The sequence below is a fragment of the Rhodococcus sp. NPDC127593 genome (genome assembly GCF_042671975.1).
In the GTDB taxonomy this organism is placed as follows: domain Bacteria; phylum Actinomycetota; class Actinomycetes; order Mycobacteriales; family Mycobacteriaceae; genus Rhodococcus_F.
Genome location: NZ_JBHXWI010000022.1, coordinates 96281 through 113364 on the forward strand (window position 1 = coordinate 96281; position 17084 = coordinate 113364).

Genomic DNA, 17084 nt, shown 5'->3' on the forward strand with positions numbered 1-17084 from the left:
GAATCAAATTTGCGAGGAACAGTGCTAGTAGGCGACATCCCACGGAACAACGCACGGCGATACCCGAACAAGCCCGCCGTCGTCGAGGGCGATCGAACCCATACGTGGACGACGGTCGACGAACGGGCCCGGCGGTTGGCGAACCATCTCCTCGACCAGGGTCTGGCGAAGGGTGACCGGGTCCTCGTCATCGCCCGCAACTGCATCGAATGGCCGGAGATCACCTACGCCCTCGCCAAGTCCGGACTCGTCGCGGTTCCGGTGAACATCCGCCTTGCTCCCGACGAACTCGCGCACGTCCGCGACGACTCGGGGGCTCGCGGCGCGATCGTCCACACGGACCAGGTGGAGCGGTTCGGCGCGGAACTGAACGATCTGGCCCCGGTTCTCGAGATCGGGGGCAGCGTCGTCGGTGCCGACTACGAGACGGCATTGCGCGGTGCGCGATCCACCGAGCCGACTCCGGCGGATCTCACTCCGGACGACATCCAGTTCATTCTCTACACGAGCGGAACGACAGGACGCTCGAAAGGGGTTGTGAACACGCACCGCGGGATGCTCGCCCAGGTCGTGGACACCACTCTCGTCACCGAAGGCGATCGTTCGGACGTCTTCCTCGCCACCACCCCCTTCTTCACCGCAGGCGGGATGGTGCGCACCCTGTCCTGGACCTATCTGGGTCAGACCATGGTGATCCACCGTCGGTTCGACCCTCAGGCCGTCATCGACGAGATCGAGCGCAGTGGAGTCACGTTCACCACCTTCATCCCCACGATGCTTCAGCGGACCCTGCGGATCCTGGAGGAGGGACCGGCACGGGACATGTCCAGCCTGCGCCGAATCAGCTACGGTTCGGCGCCCGTCCCTCCGGGGTTGGCGAAGAAGGCTATGGACATGCTCGGCTGCGACATGCAGCAGCGATACGGGCTGACCGAATGCGGTGGGCAGGCGACGATCCTGACGCCCCAGGACCACCGGGACATGGTGGCGGGCAAGACCTCGATCCTCACCTCGTGTGGTCAGGAGACACCGATGTGTTCCATCCGCATCGTGGACGCCGACGGCAACGAACTCCCTGCAGGTGAGATCGGCGAGATCGTGATCGAGAGCGAAGCGAACGCGGTCGGGTACTGGAACCGCCCGGAGCAGACGGCCGAGGCGTTCCGCTCCACCGGTCTCTGGTCCGGCGATCTCGGTTACCTCGACGAGGAGCGATACCTGCACATCACCGGGCGCAAGACCGACATGATCATCTCGGGCGGATTCAACGTGTACCCGGCGGAGATCGAGCGGGTCATCGGGCACCACACACAGGTCGAGATGGTGGCCGTGGTGGGAATTCCCGATCCGGAGTGGGGCGAGACACCGGTCGCGGTGATCGTCCCGCGCGGTGACGTGGACGAGGACGCCCTCACGGCCGAGCTGACGGCGTTGTGCCGGGCGGAGCTGGCCGGGTACAAGCAGCCCAGGCGCTTCGTCTACCGCGGCGACTTCCCCCTCGGCCCCGCAGGCAAGATCCTCAAGCGCGTCATCGCCGACGACCTCCGGGTCTCGGCGGAGTAGGGAGGACGGGCATGGTCAGCGCCCAGAGCGTGGTCGACGCGAGCCGAGTACAGGTGGAATCGATCTGGGAGACGCTGGCGGCGAGAGCCGCCATCACCCCGTCCGCCGAGTTCGCGGTCGACGAAACGCGGCGTTCCTTCTCCTTCGACGCATTCCGGCGGTTGGCGGAAGGAATCGCGGCGACGCTCTACACGAGAGGGATTCGAGCCGGTGACGTGGTGTCCTGGCAACTGCCGAACACGGTCGAGACCATGGCTCTGGCCATGGCCCTGTCCCGGCTCGGCGCGGTGCAGAACCCACTCGTCACGATGTTGCGTGACCCGGAGATCGCGTTCATCAGCGAGCAGGTCGGTTCGCGCCTCCTGATCGTGCCCCGGATGTTCCGCGGATACGACTACGCGGACATGGCGGCGCGGGTCGCGGCCGGAAGTGCCCGCGGCCTGGAGGTACTCGTCGTCGACGGGGACTGGGAACTCGGCGACCCGGCGGTCCTACCACCACCGGCGCATCCCGCGGGCCCGGACGACGTGTCGTGGATCTTCTTCACCTCCGGTACCACCGCAGCTCCCAAGGGCGTCAAGCACACCGACGGCGGACTCCTCGCGGCAGCGGCGACTTTCGTCACCAACGTCCGGGCCCGTCCGGAGGATCGCTGCGCCGCACTGGCACCGGTCGCCCACATCGGGGGCATCGCGCACCTGCTGCACGCGGTGATCGTCGGACACGCCCTCATCGTGAGCGCGACCTTCGTCCCCGAGGAGACGACGAATCTTCTGATCGAGCAGAACGTCACCCTGGTGGGTTCCGGTCTTCCGTTCACCAACGAGTACCTTCGCCTCTCCCGTGAACGGGGTGCGGTGCCGCTGTTTCCCCACGCCCGGGCCACCCTCGCGGGTGGATCACCGCGACCCCGTGCGCAGCACGCCGCGGCGAAGACCGCCCTCGGCGGGGTCGGCGTCATCTCGGGCTACGGAATGACCGAATGCCCCTACATCACCTGGGGTACCCCGGACGACACGGACGAGCAGCACGCGGTCTTCGAAGGCTTCCCCGCGGGTGGGGGTGCGGTCCGGATCGTTCGCACCGACGAAACCGACGCGGCGCCCGGTGAGATCGGGGAAATCCGGGTGCGCGGACCGCAGCTGTTCAAAGGCTACGTGGACAGCGCACTTGACGAGGGAACGCTCGACCGCAACGGATTCTTCCGCACCGGCGACCTGGGCTATGTGGACGCCGACGGTTGTCTGGCGGTCACCGGCCGCATCAAGGACATCATCGTCCGGAAGATGGAGAACATCTCGGCGCGTGAAGTCGAGGAAGCCGTCGTCGGCCATCCGGCCGTCGCGGACGTCGCGGTGATCGGGATACCGGACCCGAACAGCGGCGAACGGGTCTGTGCCGTGGTGGTACCGGCGAATCCCGGCCAACCGCCGACACTGGAGGACCTGCGGGACTTCCTGCACGCGGTCGGTCTGAACATCCGTAAGTACCCGGAGCAGGTCGAGGTGCTCGACGTGCTGCCACGCAACGCGATGGGAAAGATCGTCAAACCCGAACTACGGAAGCTGTTTGCCTCCGAAGACAGCACGCAACCGACGCCTTCGGGACATACACGAGTGGAGCCGAACATGCTCGAAACCGTATTCGACACCATCGAATTCGAGGTCGCGAACCATATCGCCATCATCACCCTGAACCGCCCGGACCAATTGAACTGCTTCAACGAGGCCATGACCCGGGAGGTGGCCGCGGTGTGGGCACGGGTGCGGGACGACGACGACATCCATGTCGCCGTGGTGCGCGCGAAAGGGGAGCGGGCCTTCTGCACCGGAGTCGATGTCAGTGCCGCACCCTGGTGGACCCACCTGAACCAGTGGAACCAGGAAGACCCCGGAGTGCTGCTGGGCCCCCGGCAGCACAAGGTGTGGAAGCCGGTCGTCTGCGCGGTGAACGGCATGGCCGCCGGCGGCGCGATGTATTTCGTCAACGAGTCCGACATCGTGATCTGCTCGGAGGACGCGACCTTCTTCGACCCACATGCTAACGGCGGCAGGGTCTCCGCCCTCGAGCCGATCGGCATGCTGGCGCGCGGAATCCCGTTCGGGGAGGTCATGCGGTGGGCGCTGCTCGGCAGCGACGAACGCATCACGGCGCATACCGCACTGCGGGCCGGAATCGTCACCGAGGTGACCGCACCCGGGCAGTTGTGGGATCGCGCCCACGAACTCGCGACCGAGATCGCGGGACGGCGCCCCGAGGCCATCCAAGGAACCGTTCGCGCCATCTGGGAATCCCTCGACATGATGCCGTCGATGGCACTGCGCAACGGACTGTCCTACACCCAGATCGGAAACAACGGCAGGGACGACGTCGACTCCCGCACCAACAAGCGCAAGCCGCGATTCCGCTGAACCTGCCCCACCGAACAAGGAGTGTGCTGTGAGCAGCAGCGTCGTTACAGAACAAGTGATCCGGTTTCCGCTGCTGATCGGCGGCGCCGAGGTGGAAGCCGAATCGGGCAAGACGTACGACAGTCTCGACCCGTTCACCGGAAGGCCCTGGGCCACGGTCCCCGACGGTGGCGCGTCCGACGTCGACCGTGCGGTTCGTGCCGCGAGGGAGGCACTGAACGGTCCGTGGGGCCGGATGACCGCGACGGCCCGCGGCAAGCTCATCTGGAAGCTCGGCGACGTCATTGCCCGTGAGGCGGACAACCTCGCCGAACTCGAGGTCCGCGACGGCGGAAAGCTGTTGCGGGAGATGGCCGGACAGATGAAGGGTCTGCCCGAGTACTACTACTATTACGCCGGCATGGCCGACAAGCTCGAGGGTGGTGTCATTCCGACGGACAAGCCCAACTACCTCGTGTACACGAAACACGAGCCGGTCGGTGTCGTCGGGGCGATCACCCCGTGGAACTCGCCCCTGCTGCTGCTCACCTGGAAGCTTGCCGCGGGACTGGCGGCGGGGTGCACGTTCGTCGTCAAGCCGAGTGACCACACACCCGCGTCGACGCTCGCCTTCGCGCGGCTGTTCGAGGAAGCGGGCTTCCCGCCCGGGGTCATCAACGTGGTCACCGGATGGGGTCCCGAGACGGGCGCCGCTCTCGCGTCGCATCCCGGGGTCGACAAGGTGGCCTTCACCGGTTCCACCGGTACGGGCATCAAAGTCGGTCAGGCCGCCCTGGAGAACATGACCCGGTTCACGCTCGAGCTCGGCGGCAAGTCGGCTCAGGTCGTGTTCCCCGACGCCGACCTCGACGCCGCTGCCAACGGGGTGATCTCGGGGATCTTCGCCGCGACGGGACAGACCTGCCTCGCCGGGTCGCGCCTGCTCGTGCACGAGAGTGTCGCCGAGGAACTGGTGTCGAAGATCGTCGCCCGGGCATCGACGATCGTCCTCGGGGACCCCCGGGATCCGGCCACCGAGATGGGGCCGGTCTCCAACGAGCCGCAGTTCCGGAAGGTGCTGTCGCACTTCGAGTCGGCGCGCGAGCAGGGAGCGACCATTGCCTACGGTGCAGAAGCAGTGGAGGAACTCGGCGGCTACTTCGTCAAGCCCACCGTCCTGACCGATGTCACACCGGACATGCGCGCTGTGGCCGAGGAAGTGTTCGGACCCGTCCTGGTCGTCTCCACGTTCACCGACGAGGACGAGGCAGTCGCGGCTGCGAACGGCACGGAGTTCGGTCTCGCGGGTTCGGTGTGGACCAAGGACGTTCACCGGGCGCATCGGGTGGCAGGCAAGCTGCGTGCCGGCACGATCTGGATCAACGCGTATCGTGCCGTCTCCCCGAGCGTGCCCTTCGGCGGCATGGGGGCCAGCGGCATCGGCCGCGAGAACGGTATCGACGCCGTCAAGGACTTCACCGAAACCAAGGCGGTGTGGGTCGAGCTGACCGGCGACACCCGTGACCCCTTCACGCTCGGCTGACCCCGCGCATCCCACTATCGAAGGACTGGACAGTGTCAGAATCAGGAAAGATCGAAGCCGTCATCGTCGCCGGTGCCCGTACGCCCATCGGTACGGCGTTCAAGGGCACTCTGCGCGACACCACCGCCATGGAACTCGCCCGTGTCGTACTCGAAGAAGTGCAGAAGCGCTCCGGGCTCGAGGTTTCGCAGATCGACGACATCATCCTCGCCGAGTCCAACTACGGCGGCGGTGACATCGCCCGCCACGCGGCGGTGGTCGCCGGGATGCTCCAGGTGCCCGGACAGGCCGTCAACCGGCACTGCGCAGGCAGCCTCACCGCGATCGGCAACGCCGCCGCTTCCGTGATCGCGGGAGCGGAGCGCGCGGTCATCGCGGGTGGCGCCCAGTCGACCTCCACCGGCCCGCTGCAGAAGTTCCGCACTCCCGGGACCGTCGACGAGTTCACCGACAAGTGGATGCCGCCGACACACCCGGACTCCGCCGAGGCACCCAACATGGACATGTCCATCACGGTGGGGTGGAACACGGCACGTGAGGCCGGCATCACGCGCGAGGAAATGGATGCGTGGGCTCTCAGATCACACGAACGCGCTTTCGCTGCAATCGATTCCGGTGCATTCGCGGACGAGATCGTCCCGGTGCAGGTGCTGCAGTCGGACGGCTCGGTGATCGAATTCTCCACCGACGAGCATCCGCGCCGCGGTTCTACCGCGGAGAAGCTGGCGAGGCTGAAGGTTCTCCACCCCGAGATCGAGGACTTCTCCATCACCGCGGGTAACGCCAGCGGCATCAACGATGCCGCCGCTGCGGTGGCGATCGTCGGCAGCGACCTCGTGGCCGAGGCCGGACTGACACCCCTCGCCATCGTCAAGTCCTGGGCGGCGACGGCAGTGGACCCGGCGCGCACCGGACTTGCGGTGCTGGACGTGATCCCCAAGGTGCTGGACCGGGCCGGAATCTCGATCGCCGACGTGGGCCTGTGGGAGATCAACGAGGCGTTCGCGTCGGTTCCCGTTGCGGCGTGCAAAAAGCTCGGGATCGACGAATCGATAGTGAACACCGCCGGTAGCGGATGCAGCCTGGGTCACCCGGTGGCCGCCTCGGGCGCCCGGATGGTCGTCACGCTCATGAACGAGCTGCGTCGACGGGGTGGCGGTTTCGGCGTCGCGGCGATGTGTGCCGGTGGCGGTCAGGCCGGCGCAGTGGTGATCGAAGTTCCGGCCTCGAAAGACTAGAAATGAACACAACTGTCAGATAAAGTGAGGGAACGGCAGCCCGGGCGGGTGGGTACCTCGAATCCTCGCCCGGGCCGCCGAGACAAAACTCCCGGTGTGGCCCCAAGTGCGGCGCAGCCCACAAGGAAAGGCGGTTCGGATGGAGCTCGATGTAGAGCCTATGGACGTTCCGGAAACGCTGAGCATTCAGGGGGCCGGACTTCAGCTCTCGGCAGACCGGTGGAAAAGGTTCGGCACCAGCAACGAACCCGCTGGTGTCGTCCTCCTGCTGCACGGCGGCGGACAGACCAGGCACTCGTGGCGCCGAACCGGTGAACGCCTGGCGGCGGCCGGCTGGACCGCGTACGCGGTCGACCTCCGCGGCCACGGTGACAGTGAGTGGGACGAGTCCGGTAACTACGGTATGTCGATCATGACCGAAGACGTCCGTTTGATTGTCCATCATGTCAGAAATGAGCACGGTGACCTTCCGGTCGCTCTGGTCGGCGCCTCTCTCGGCGGCAAGGTGTCGTTGATCGCGATCGGTGAGGATCCCGAGCTCGCGCAGGCACTCGTGCTCGTCGACATTGCAGTGCGTGTCGAGGTCGCGGGCGGGCAGCGCGTCCGGCAGTTCATGACGAGCGCCCCCGACGGCTTCGCCTCCCTCGAGGAAGCCTCCGAGGTGATCTCCGCATATAACCCACGCCGCCGCCACTCCGGCAACCTCGAAGGCCTGAAGAAGAATCTCAGGCTGCGCGACGGTCGATGGCACTGGCACTGGGATCCCCGTGTGATGTTCAACGACGATGCGAGTACGCATCCTGATACGCCGGTCAGCGCAGTCATCTACGAACGTTCGCGCCGGGCGGCACGCAACATCACCTGTCCGGTCCTGCTGGTACGCGGCAAGGAATCCGACGTCGTATCCGACGAGGGCGTCGCCGAGATGCGCGAACTGATACCGCACGCTCAGGTCGTCGACGTCAGAGATGCCGGCCACATGGTGGCGGGCGACGACAACGACATCTTCACCGCGAGCTTGCTCGGGTACCTCGACCAGGCGATTCGGGCTCACGCCCAGGAGTCGTCGAAGGGAAGTCAGTAGCAGATGGAATCCACCACTCAGGCGGCGACCGGACCGGTCACCAAACTCGAACAGGTCGTCATCCGTATCGCCGGTGACTCCGGCGACGGCATGCAGTTGGCCGGTGATCAATTTACCGCGGAGGCAGCCGCTTTCGGCAACGACCTCGCGGCGCAGCCGAACTTTCCCGCCGAGATCCGGGCGCCACAGGGAACGCTGCCCGGCGTGTCGAGCTTCCAGATCCAGATCGCCGAGTACGACATTCTCACGGCGGGTGACCGCCCGGATGTCCTCGTCGCGATGAACCCGGCCGCACTGAAGGCGAACATCGGCGATCTGCCTCGCGGCGGCACGCTGATCGTGAACAGCGACGAGTTCACCAAGCGGAATCTGTCGAAGGTCGGGTACGACGGCAACCCTCTCGAGACCGCCGAGTTCGAGGACTACCAGGTCCACGAGATCGCCATGGCCACAATCACACTGGGTGCGGTGGAATCTGTCGGGCTGGGCAAGAAGGACGCCGAGCGGTCGAAGAACATGTTCGCACTCGGGGTGCTGTCCTGGATGTACGGCCGGCCTCTCGCCGCCATCGAGGAGTTCCTGGGCAGCAAGTTCGTAAAGAAACCGGACATCGCGAAGGCCAACGTCCTGGCCCTGCGTGCAGGGTGGAACTACGGCGAGACGACAGAGTCGTTCGCCACGAGCTTCGAGGTGGCGCCGGCGACCCTGCCCGCGGGAACGTACCGGCAGGTCACGGGCAACACCGCCCTGGCCTACGGGTTGCTGGCGGCGGGCCGGACGTCCGGGATGGACGTCTTCCTCGGCACCTACCCGATTACGCCTGCCTCGGACATTCTGCACGAGCTCAGCAAGCACAAGCACTTCGGCGTCGTCACCTTCCAGGCAGAGGACGAGATCTCCGGAATCGGAGCGGCGCTCGGCGCGTCCTACGGCGGTGCCCTGGGTGTGACGAGCACGTCGGGTCCCGGACTCGCCCTCAAGTCCGAGGCGATCGGGCTGGGCGTGATGACGGAACTGCCGTTGGTCATCGTCGACGTGCAGCGAGGTGGGCCCTCGACCGGGCTGCCGACGAAGACCGAACAGTCCGACCTGCTGCAGGCCCTGTACGGCCGCAACGGGGAATCCCCGGTCGCGGTGATCGCGCCGCAGTCGCCCGCCGACTGCTTCGATGCCGCCCTCGAGGCCGCGCGCATCGCCGTCACCTACCGCACTCCCGTTCTCGTGCTGTCCGACGGTGCCATCGCGAACGGCTCGGAACCGTGGAGTATCCCGGACGTCGGCGCGCTACCCCCGATCGACCCGGCGTTCGCCGCCGCCGGGCAGGGAGGTGGTGCCGAGGGCGGCTACCTGCCCTACGCCCGTGACCCGCAGACGCTCGCCCGCGACTGGGCTGTACCCGGTAGCGCAGGTTTCGAGCACCGGATCGGTGGACTCGAGAAGGAGAACGGCAGCGGCGACATCTCGTACACCGACGTCAACCACGAACTGATGACCCGGATTCGGGCCGCGAAGATCGCCGGCATCGAGGTTCCCGATCTGATCGTGGACGATCCCGACGGTGACGCCGACGTGCTGGTGATCGGCTGGGGTTCGTCCTATGGCCCGATCGGTGAAGCTGTCCGGCGAATGCGCCGTGGTGGCAACAAGATCGCTCGTGCGCACCTGCGGCACCTGAATCCGATGCCGGCGAATCTCGGCGACGTGTTGACCGGATACCGGCGCGTGCTGGTGCCCGAAATGAACCTGGGCCAACTGTCGATGCTGCTCAGTGCTCGGTTCGATGCCGACATCCAGCCCGTCACCAAGGTGTCGGGCATGGCGTTCCGGGCCGACGAGTTGCACGAGGCATTCCTCGAAGAGTTCGGCGGCACGCTCGCCGGCTCCGAATCCGCCAAGACCCCGGCCGCCCTCGCTGCCGTCGTCACACGCTAGCGCCGCGACCCACAGTTTCTCGATTGGAGTTCCCATGACCAGTGTCATCCCGTCCGATCTTCGTGGAATCGAACTAGGGCTCAGTGCCCTCGACACCGTCCCGAAGTCGGATGTGCCGATGAAGGCCAAGGACTTCGCGTCCACCCAGGAGGTGCGCTGGTGCCCCGGTTGTGGTGACTATGTGATCCTGGCAACCGTCAAGAGCATGCTTCCGCAGCTGGGCCTCAAGCGGGAGAACATCGCGTTCATCTCCGGTATCGGCTGTTCCTCACGGTTCCCGTACTACCTGGAAACGTACGGTGTGCACTCCATCCACGGCCGGGCACCGACCCTCGCGACCGGCCTGTCGGTCACCCGGCCCGACCTGTCGATCTGGGTGGTCACCGGTGACGGCGACGCCATGTCGATCGGCGGAAACCATCTGATCCACGCTCTCCGCCGCAACGTGAACATGCGGGTCCTGATGTTCAACAACAGGATCTACGGCCTCACCAAGGGGCAGTACTCGCCGACCTCGGAGGTCGGCAAGGTCACCAAGTCCACGCCGATGGGATCGGTGGACGCACCGTTCAACACCATGTCCCTCACCGTGGGCGCCGAGGCCACGTTCGTTGCCAGGGCCCTCGATTCGGACCGTGCAGGGCTGACCGAGGTGCTGATGGCTGCGGCCCGCCACCGCGGGACGGCGTTCGTCGAGATCCTGCAGGACTGCCCCATCTTCAACGACGGATCCTTCGACGCCCTCCGCAAGGAGGAGGCGGCGAAGCGACTGATCCCGCTCCGGCACGGGGAGCCGATCACCTTCGGCGCCGACGACGAACTGTGCGTCGTGCGTAATGGTTTCGGACTGCGAGTAGCGGACACCGCCGACGTCGCCGCTCACGAGATCGTGATTCACGATGCCCACGGTGACGATCCGGAGTACGCGTATGCGCTCTCGCGCCTCTCCGATCAGAGCCTGAGCTACACCGTCACCGGCATCATCCGATCGGTGACCCGCCCCACGTACGACGACGCCGTCCGCGACCAGGTCTCCACCGCGCAGGCTTCCGGAGGTGAAAGCCTGCAGGACACCCTCAACGGCCACAACACGTGGACCGTCGACTGATCAAGGGCCCCGCAGTCCCGATACCAGCGAATAACCATCCCGAGATGAAGGAACACACCATGACCGTCGATTCCGATGCCGCCAACAAGGTGCTTGCCGGGCTGCGGCCCTTTCCCGTCGCCATCACCACCGTCGACGGTGGGTTCGGCAACGGCCTGATGTCGCTGTCCGCGGGCTCCGCAAGCATCATTCCCGAAGCTCCGCGCGCCACCATCAGCCTCACCAAGTACAACAAGACCCACGACATGGTGGCAAACTCCGGCATCTTCGTCATGCACATGCTCAGCGCCGAGGACGATCAGCTCGAGAAGTCCCTCGAAATCCTGATGACGCTCGGCGGCAGTTCGGGCCGTGACGGGGAAAAGCTCGCGAAGCTGCGCACCAAGACCGGAGTCACCGGGGCACCGATCCTGCTCGACGCGCACAGCTACGTCGAAGCCCGGATCGTCGGCACCCTGGACGTCCAGGAAAGCTCGATTTTCGTCGGCGACGTCGTCGCTGCCGAGATCCTCAACCCTGGCCAACGTCTGAAGATCAACGAGGCGTGGGGCAAGCTCCCCGAGCAGTGGATCGCCCAGTACGACGCGAACCACGAGCCGCAGCTCGCCAACGCCCGCGCGCGACGCTTCGGCCAGACGGTCTAGGAACGGCAGATGACCACTGTCGAACAGACCTCCGTCACGGGAGCGTGGGAACTGCCCGAAGAGTTCCGCATGCTCCGCGACACCGTGCGAAGGTTCATGGAGTCGGAAGTACATCCGCTCGAGGCCACCCTGCCGCACGACGCGGCCGGCCTGCCCCGCGAACAACTGATTCCGCTGCAGGAGAAGGCGCGTTCGCTCGGCTTGTGGGCGATGCAGACACCGGAGGAGTTCGGCGGTGCCGGCCTCAGCGTGCTGGGGCAGGTCCTTGTGGCCGAGGAAGCCGCGAAATGCCGCATGGGTGCGTTCTTCCCGGCGCTGGGTGCGTTCGGTGGCAATCCACCGAACGTCATGTACAAAGCGACGGAAGAGCAGTTTCGCAAGTACGCACAGCCGATCATCGACGGCACGGCCACCAAGGCGTACACCTCGATCAGCGAGGCGTCCGGGGGGTCGGATCCGGCGCGGGCGATCAAACTCAAGGCAGTCCGCAACGGCGACCACTACGTGCTCAATGGGAGCAAGATGTGGACCAGTCACGCGGAGAAGGCGGACTGGGGCGTCGTCTACGCACGCACCGGTGAGGGCCGGGGCGGCATCTCCTGTCTCATCGTGGAGAAGGACACTCCGGGAATGTCTTTCCACCGGATCGGGGTGATGGCGTCGTTCGCGCCGTACGAACTGCATTTCGACGACGTCCGCATCCCCGTCGGTAACCTGATCGGTGAGGAGGGCAGAGGGTTCGCCCTCGCCTCCGACTTTCTGGTGCACGGCCGGATCCAGTACGCAGCCGGTCCCATCGGCATCGCGCAGACGGCCCTCGACATGGCGTGCCGGTGGGCGAAAGACCGGGATGTGTTCGGCGGAAAACTTGCCGACAAGCAGGGTATCCAGTGGATGCTCGTCGACTGCGAAGTCGAACTGCGGGCCGCGCGACTGCTGATGTACCAGGCGGCGTGGAACGCGGATCTCGGCCGGGACGTTCGGACCGACGCGTCCGTGTCCAAGATGTACGGCACCGAGGTGGCGTACAAGGTGATCGACCGGTGCATCCAGATCCACGGCGCTCTCGGGCTCTCCGACGAACTGCCACTCGAACGGTGGTTTCGCGACCTTCGCGTGAAGCGACTGGGTGAGGGCGCCACCGAGGTTCAGCGCGTCGTCATCGCGCGCGAACTGCTGAAGTGACAGGAGAACTCAGGGCCATGGATCTGAAATTCAATCTGATGTTCCCGATGCGCGCCGTGAAGCACTACCCGCAGTGGATCGGCAACAGTAGTCTCGGGCAGGTCGCCAAGTGCGTCGAGGACGCCGGTTTCGACGGGTTCTCGATGAGTGAGCACCCGTACCCGGACAAGAAGTGGCTCGCCAACGGCGGTCACCACGCCTTCGACCCGTTCGTCGCACTGAGTATGGCAGCGGAGGCGACGACACGGATTCGACTCATCACGTACGTGATGGTGGCTGCGTATCGCAGCCCCTACCTCGGGGCCAAATCGGCAGCGAGCCTCGACCTGCTGTCGGGTGGACGGCTCACCCTCGGCATGGCCGCGGGCTATCTCGAGACCGAGTTCAACGCGCTGGGAGCAGATTTCGCTCGCCGTGGGAAGTTGCTCGACGAGGCCATCGCCGCGATGCGCGCCACCTGGGTGGGCGAAGATCACGACGGCCCGGAGTTCGGATGCAGCAACCACCTCTCGCTCCCGCTGCCGGCGCAGCCCGGTGGACCACCGATCTGGATCGGGGGCAACAGCAAGGCAGCCCGACGTCGCGTCGTCGAATCGGCGGACGGATGGATGCCGATGGCGCAGTCCGCTCAAATGGCGGAGATCACGAGAACTCCGCCGCTCGAAGACATCGACACCCTTTGCGAGATGATCTCCGCGCAGAACAAGAAGCGGGCCGAAGCCGGCAAGTCGTCCATCGACGTCTCGTTCGTGCCCTTCGAGAAGAACCTGCAGCAGTCCGGCGACTCCACCGCATTCTGCGACGCCCTCGCACCGCGGTTGAGTGCCTACGCGGACGCCGGCGTCACCTGGATCACGATCGAGCCGTCCAGTCGCAGTCTCGGCGAGTTCGAGCGCGACATCGCCATGATGAGCGAACGGCTGATCAGCCGATAGACCCGGCGGTGTCCCGGCACGAAAATCGAGCGGACCCGCGCGTTCCGATGGAGCGCGCGGGTCTCCGCTTCCCACGATCAGGAGCGAGACGAAGGAGTCACAGTGCCCAAATCGACTGTCCCGAGTGAACAATCCGTGACGTCCCCCTATCAACCGGGGGAGTGGGCGCGAGACGTGGTGGAGGAAATGCCGGGGAGCCGCGAGTTCGGTGAGCTCGTCGAGACGTTCCGTGAACTGCAGTCCGCACTGTGTGCAGCAGCGCCTTCGGTCGAACTCATGGCGCAGTTGAACCGGGAGTTCCGGGATGCGACGGAGCGGCTGACGGAGTTCCGGGTGCCCGAGCTCGAACGCTACCCGCGGCGGCCCGATCTGACCGGCCGGGGACATCCGGTGCTGATCCCGTACATTGTCCAGGAACTACGCGACCGGGACATGGTCGCGGTCGTCGAGTTCACCGACTCCCAATTGGGCGGAAACGGTGCCGTCCACGGCGGCACCATCCCGCTGCTGTTCGACGATCTGCTCGGGATCTTCGTGAGTATCAAGGGACAGCCGGGATCGCGGACCGCGTTCCTGAAGGTGAACTATCGGAAGATCACCCCGATCCACAGGAAGCTTCGAGTCGAAGCATCCATCGACCGGATAGACGGTCGCAAGACGTGGATCACGGGGCGCCTCCTCGACGGCGACGAACTGCTGGCCGAGGCGGAAGCGCTGTTCCTGCGACTGCTACCCGGGCAGCCATGACGGCCGACGTACGCCACCGGATGGGTGACCTGCAGTTCGGCGTCTACGTCCCCCAGTTCAAGATGGATGTGTCCGCCGTACTCGCGACCGCGACAGTGGTGGAAGAATGCGGGTTCGATTCCTTCTGGCTGATGGACCACCTCTACGCGCCGGGCGCTCCTCCGTGCGACACGCTCGAAAGCTGGACTCTGCTGACGGCAGTCGCCGGTGTGACCTCGCGAATACGACTCGGCCATCTCGTTGGATGCAATCCGTTCCGGCATCCCGCGCTGCTCGCGAAAATGGCGGCCACCTTGGACCAGATCAGTGGTGGGCGGCTCGATCTGGGACTGGGTTGGGGCTCGGTCGAGGCCGAATTGACCGCGTTCGGGTTTCCGCTCGGATCCAGACGTGAGCGCTCGGAAGCGTTGGGGGAGACTCTCGATATCCTGGAACTGATGTTCACCGGTGAGCCCTTCGATTACGAGGGCCGGCAGTTCCAGCTGCATAGCGCGTACGGACTTCCACTTCCCGTGCACGGCCGGATCCCCATTCACATCGGCGGTGGTGGCCCGACGCTGACCATGCCGCTGGTCGCCCGGTACGCCGATTGGTGGAACTGCGTTGGGGGAGCGAGGAACAGACTCGAGGAACTGTCCGAGCTGAAAGGTCGAGCACGGATCTCCGCCCAGTACGCCGTCGGAATGGCAGCGGACGAAGCGGACGTCGAACACGTGGCAGCAGTGACCGCGCGGCGGATGCCGGTACCTGCGTGGGGAGCCGCCCTCGTCGGCACCTCCGCGCAGCTGGTCGAGCAGTTTCGACGGGAACACGAACGCGGAGTGGAACTATTCGTCCTCCGGTTCCACGATTTCGCTGCTGCAGACACCCTCAGACGTTTCGCAGGTGAGGTTCTGGAACCACTCAAAGCATTGGTGGAGGCGTGATGGTGAAGTTGGGTTACAAGGCTTCTGCGGAGCAGTTCGGTCCGCGGGAGTTGGTGGAGCTGGGTGTTCTGGCGGAGGCGCACGGGATGGACTCGGCGACGGTGTCGGATCATTTTCAGCCGTGGCGGCACGAGGGTGGCCATGCGCCGTTTTCGTTGGCGTGGATGACGGCGGTCGGGGAGCGGACGGAGCGGCTGCAGTTGGGGACGTCGGTGATGACGCCGACGTTCCGGTACAACCCGGCGGTGGTGGCGCAGGCGTTCGCGACGATGGGGTGTCTGTATCCGGGGCGGATCATGCTCGGGTTGGGTACCGGTGAGGCGCTCAACGAGATCGCGACGGGTTTTGCCGGAGAGTGGCCGGAGTTCAAGGAGCGGTTCGCGCGGCTGCGGGAGGCGGTCCGGTTGATGCGCGAACTGTGGTTGGGTGATCGGGTCGATTTCGAGGGCGAGTACTTCAACACCAGGGGGGCGTCGATCTACGACGTGCCCGAGGGCGGGATTCCGGTGTACATCGCCGCCGGTGGTCCGGTGGTGGCCCGGTATGCCGGTCGTAGTGGTGACGGGTTCATCTGCACGTCCGGTAAGGGCATGGAGTTGTACACGGAGAAGTTGATGCCGGCGGTCGCGGAGGGGGCGGCGAAGGCGGACCGTGATGTGGCGGAGATCGACAAGATGATCGAGATCAAGATTTCGTACGACACGGATCCGGAGTTGGCGCTGGAGAACACGCGGTTCTGGGCGCCGTTGTCGTTGACGCCGGAGCAGAAGCACAGCATCGATGATCCGATCGAGATGGAGAAGGCGGCGGATGCGTTGCCGATCGAGCAGGTGGCGAAGCGGTGGATCGTGGCGTCGGATCCGGATGAGGCGGTGGCGCAGATCCGCCCGTATCTCGATGCGGGGTTGAACCACCTGGTGTTCCACGCTCCCGGGCATGATCAGAAGCGGTTCCTGGAGTTGTTCGAGCGGGATCTAGAACCCCACCTCCGTGAACTTCCTTCTACGCCAAGCGCGGATACAGCCTCAAACGCTTCGTACACCACGGTCCAGTCAGCTCCCGGCACCCGGGCACGCACGAAGGAATAGGGATGCCTGCAAAGCTACCGAAACTACCTATACCGATCTCGGAGGTGTGGGACTGGCAGTTGTCCGCTGCATGTCGTGGTACCGACACGACAATTTTCTACCACCCGGACAACGAACGTGGTGAAGCACGGTCGGAGCGGATACGTGTTGCCAAACTGATCTGCGATAGCTGTCCAGTGCGAGCGGCGTGCTTGAACTACGCGTTGGAAACGGCCGAACCCCACGGCACTTGGGGAGGTTTCACTGAGGAAGAACGCAAGGAATGGCGACTCCGGAAACGGTTCCGATCCCTGCGCGAAGACCGCGAACGCAGACTCAACCAACGGCCTGCGCTCGTGTCGAGAAAGAATGAGGAAGCCGAGCCCTCGGCTGCCGGCAGGGCATTCCGACGCTGCGGTACTTCCAGGTGAGTCGCATTCGAGTGTGCGAGCAGTGCAGAGCACACTGAGTAGTGATACAGCGGAACCTCGAGAATCGAGCGTCAATGACTCGGCTCGGTAACGAGTGCCGTACTTGCAAGAGGCAGGACTGCATCGATCTTCTCGACTCTTGTGATGCAGACGAGCGGGATCGGATGGAGTTCGAGCGGTGGGCATATCTATGCCAGGCGCAAACGTTGTAAATGGTGCTCTGTGCCCTGCAGCGGACCGCGCCCCACGCGGGCGGTTCTGCTCCGCGCCCTGCAAACGTTCCGAACGCGG

General features: G+C 65.3%; 14 protein-coding genes and 1 pseudogene. All 15 read left to right on the plus strand.

The genetic code is table 11. The features are described from left to right. Positions 1 to 21 precede the first annotated feature (21 nt). Positions 22 to 1563 (plus strand): class I adenylate-forming enzyme family protein, encoded by a 1542-nt coding sequence (locus tag ACFVJ3_RS21550; protein ID WP_378453955.1) that lies wholly within the window; start codon positions 22 to 24, stop codon positions 1561 to 1563. A gap of 11 nt (positions 1564 to 1574) precedes the next feature. After that, positions 1575 to 3092 (plus strand): annotated as a pseudogene (locus ACFVJ3_RS21555) (AMP-binding protein); the annotation flags it as partial. A 99-nt stretch (positions 3093 to 3191) separates the two neighbouring features. After that, on the plus strand, positions 3192 to 3974 hold the full coding sequence (locus tag ACFVJ3_RS21560) for an enoyl-CoA hydratase/isomerase family protein (protein ID WP_378454005.1): 783 nt from the start codon (positions 3192 to 3194) through the stop codon (positions 3972 to 3974). 55 nt (positions 3975 to 4029) lie between these two features. Then, entirely contained in the window at positions 4030 to 5496 is a 1467-nt protein-coding gene (locus ACFVJ3_RS21565) for an aldehyde dehydrogenase (protein ID WP_378454006.1), read from the plus strand. Between the two features lie 32 nt (positions 5497 to 5528). Continuing rightward, entirely contained in the window at positions 5529 to 6734 is a 1206-nt protein-coding gene (locus tag ACFVJ3_RS21570; protein WP_378453956.1) for a thiolase family protein, read from the plus strand. Between the two features lie 139 nt (positions 6735 to 6873). Next, positions 6874 to 7818 (plus strand): alpha/beta fold hydrolase, encoded by a 945-nt coding sequence (locus ACFVJ3_RS21575; RefSeq protein ID WP_378453957.1) that lies wholly within the window; start codon positions 6874 to 6876, stop codon positions 7816 to 7818. Between the two features lie 3 nt (positions 7819 to 7821). Continuing rightward, a complete protein-coding gene (locus tag ACFVJ3_RS21580) occupies positions 7822 to 9750 on the plus strand; it encodes a 2-oxoacid:acceptor oxidoreductase subunit alpha (RefSeq protein ID WP_378453958.1) in 1929 nt (642 codons plus the stop codon). Between the two features lie 34 nt (positions 9751 to 9784). Continuing rightward, on the plus strand, positions 9785 to 10858 hold the full coding sequence (locus tag ACFVJ3_RS21585) for a 2-oxoacid:ferredoxin oxidoreductase subunit beta (RefSeq protein ID WP_378453959.1): 1074 nt from the start codon (positions 9785 to 9787) through the stop codon (positions 10856 to 10858). 59 nt (positions 10859 to 10917) lie between these two features. Next, entirely contained in the window at positions 10918 to 11502 is a 585-nt protein-coding gene (locus ACFVJ3_RS21590; RefSeq protein WP_378453960.1) for a flavin reductase family protein, read from the plus strand. A gap of 9 nt (positions 11503 to 11511) precedes the next feature. Further along, positions 11512 to 12687: an acyl-CoA dehydrogenase family protein gene (locus ACFVJ3_RS21595; protein ID WP_378453961.1), complete on the plus strand. Its 1176-nt coding sequence runs from the start codon at positions 11512 to 11514 to the stop codon at positions 12685 to 12687. 17 nt (positions 12688 to 12704) lie between these two features. Further along, positions 12705 to 13622 (plus strand): LLM class F420-dependent oxidoreductase, encoded by a 918-nt coding sequence (locus ACFVJ3_RS21600; protein ID WP_378453962.1) that lies wholly within the window; start codon positions 12705 to 12707, stop codon positions 13620 to 13622. Between the two features lie 102 nt (positions 13623 to 13724). Beyond that, positions 13725 to 14369, plus strand: coding sequence for a PaaI family thioesterase (locus tag ACFVJ3_RS21605; protein WP_378453963.1), 645 nt, complete (start codon positions 13725 to 13727; stop codon positions 14367 to 14369). Then, on the plus strand, positions 14366 to 15295 hold the full coding sequence (locus tag ACFVJ3_RS21610) for an LLM class flavin-dependent oxidoreductase (protein ID WP_378453964.1): 930 nt from the start codon (positions 14366 to 14368) through the stop codon (positions 15293 to 15295). Before ACFVJ3_RS21605 ends, ACFVJ3_RS21610 begins: the two co-directional genes overlap by 4 nt. After that, positions 15295 to 16383 carry a glucose-6-phosphate dehydrogenase (coenzyme-F420) gene (gene fgd, locus ACFVJ3_RS21615; protein WP_378453965.1) on the plus strand — a complete coding sequence of 363 codons (1089 nt, stop codon included), beginning with the start codon at positions 15295 to 15297 and terminating at the stop codon, positions 16381 to 16383. The genes ACFVJ3_RS21610 and fgd overlap by 1 nt, the downstream gene beginning before the upstream one ends. A 2-nt stretch (positions 16384 to 16385) precedes the next feature. Continuing rightward, positions 16386 to 16793 (plus strand): WhiB family transcriptional regulator, encoded by a 408-nt coding sequence (locus ACFVJ3_RS21620; RefSeq protein WP_378453966.1) that lies wholly within the window; start codon positions 16386 to 16388, stop codon positions 16791 to 16793. Positions 16794 to 17084: the final 291 nt, after the last annotated feature.

Bases quoted from the DNA above. Each gene is read 5' to 3' on its own strand.
- ACFVJ3_RS21560 (WP_378454005.1), top strand. From the start codon at position 3,192: ATGCTCGAAACCGTATTCGACACCATCGAATTCGAGGTCGCGAACCAT.
- ACFVJ3_RS21575 (WP_378453957.1), top strand. From the start codon at position 6,874: ATGGAGCTCGATGTAGAGCCTATGGACGTTCCGGAAACGCTGAGCATT.
- ACFVJ3_RS21580 (WP_378453958.1), top strand. From the start codon at position 7,822: ATGGAATCCACCACTCAGGCGGCGACCGGACCGGTCACCAAACTCGAA.
- ACFVJ3_RS21585 (WP_378453959.1), top strand. From the start codon at position 9,785: ATGACCAGTGTCATCCCGTCCGATCTTCGTGGAATCGAACTAGGGCTC.
- ACFVJ3_RS21590 (WP_378453960.1), top strand. From the start codon at position 10,918: ATGACCGTCGATTCCGATGCCGCCAACAAGGTGCTTGCCGGGCTGCGG.
- ACFVJ3_RS21595 (WP_378453961.1), top strand. From the start codon at position 11,512: ATGACCACTGTCGAACAGACCTCCGTCACGGGAGCGTGGGAACTGCCC.
- ACFVJ3_RS21600 (WP_378453962.1), top strand. From the start codon at position 12,705: ATGGATCTGAAATTCAATCTGATGTTCCCGATGCGCGCCGTGAAGCAC.
- ACFVJ3_RS21610 (WP_378453964.1), top strand. From the start codon at position 14,366: ATGACGGCCGACGTACGCCACCGGATGGGTGACCTGCAGTTCGGCGTC.
- fgd (WP_378453965.1), top strand. From the start codon at position 15,295: ATGGTGAAGTTGGGTTACAAGGCTTCTGCGGAGCAGTTCGGTCCGCGG.
- ACFVJ3_RS21620 (WP_378453966.1), top strand. From the start codon at position 16,386: ATGCCTGCAAAGCTACCGAAACTACCTATACCGATCTCGGAGGTGTGG.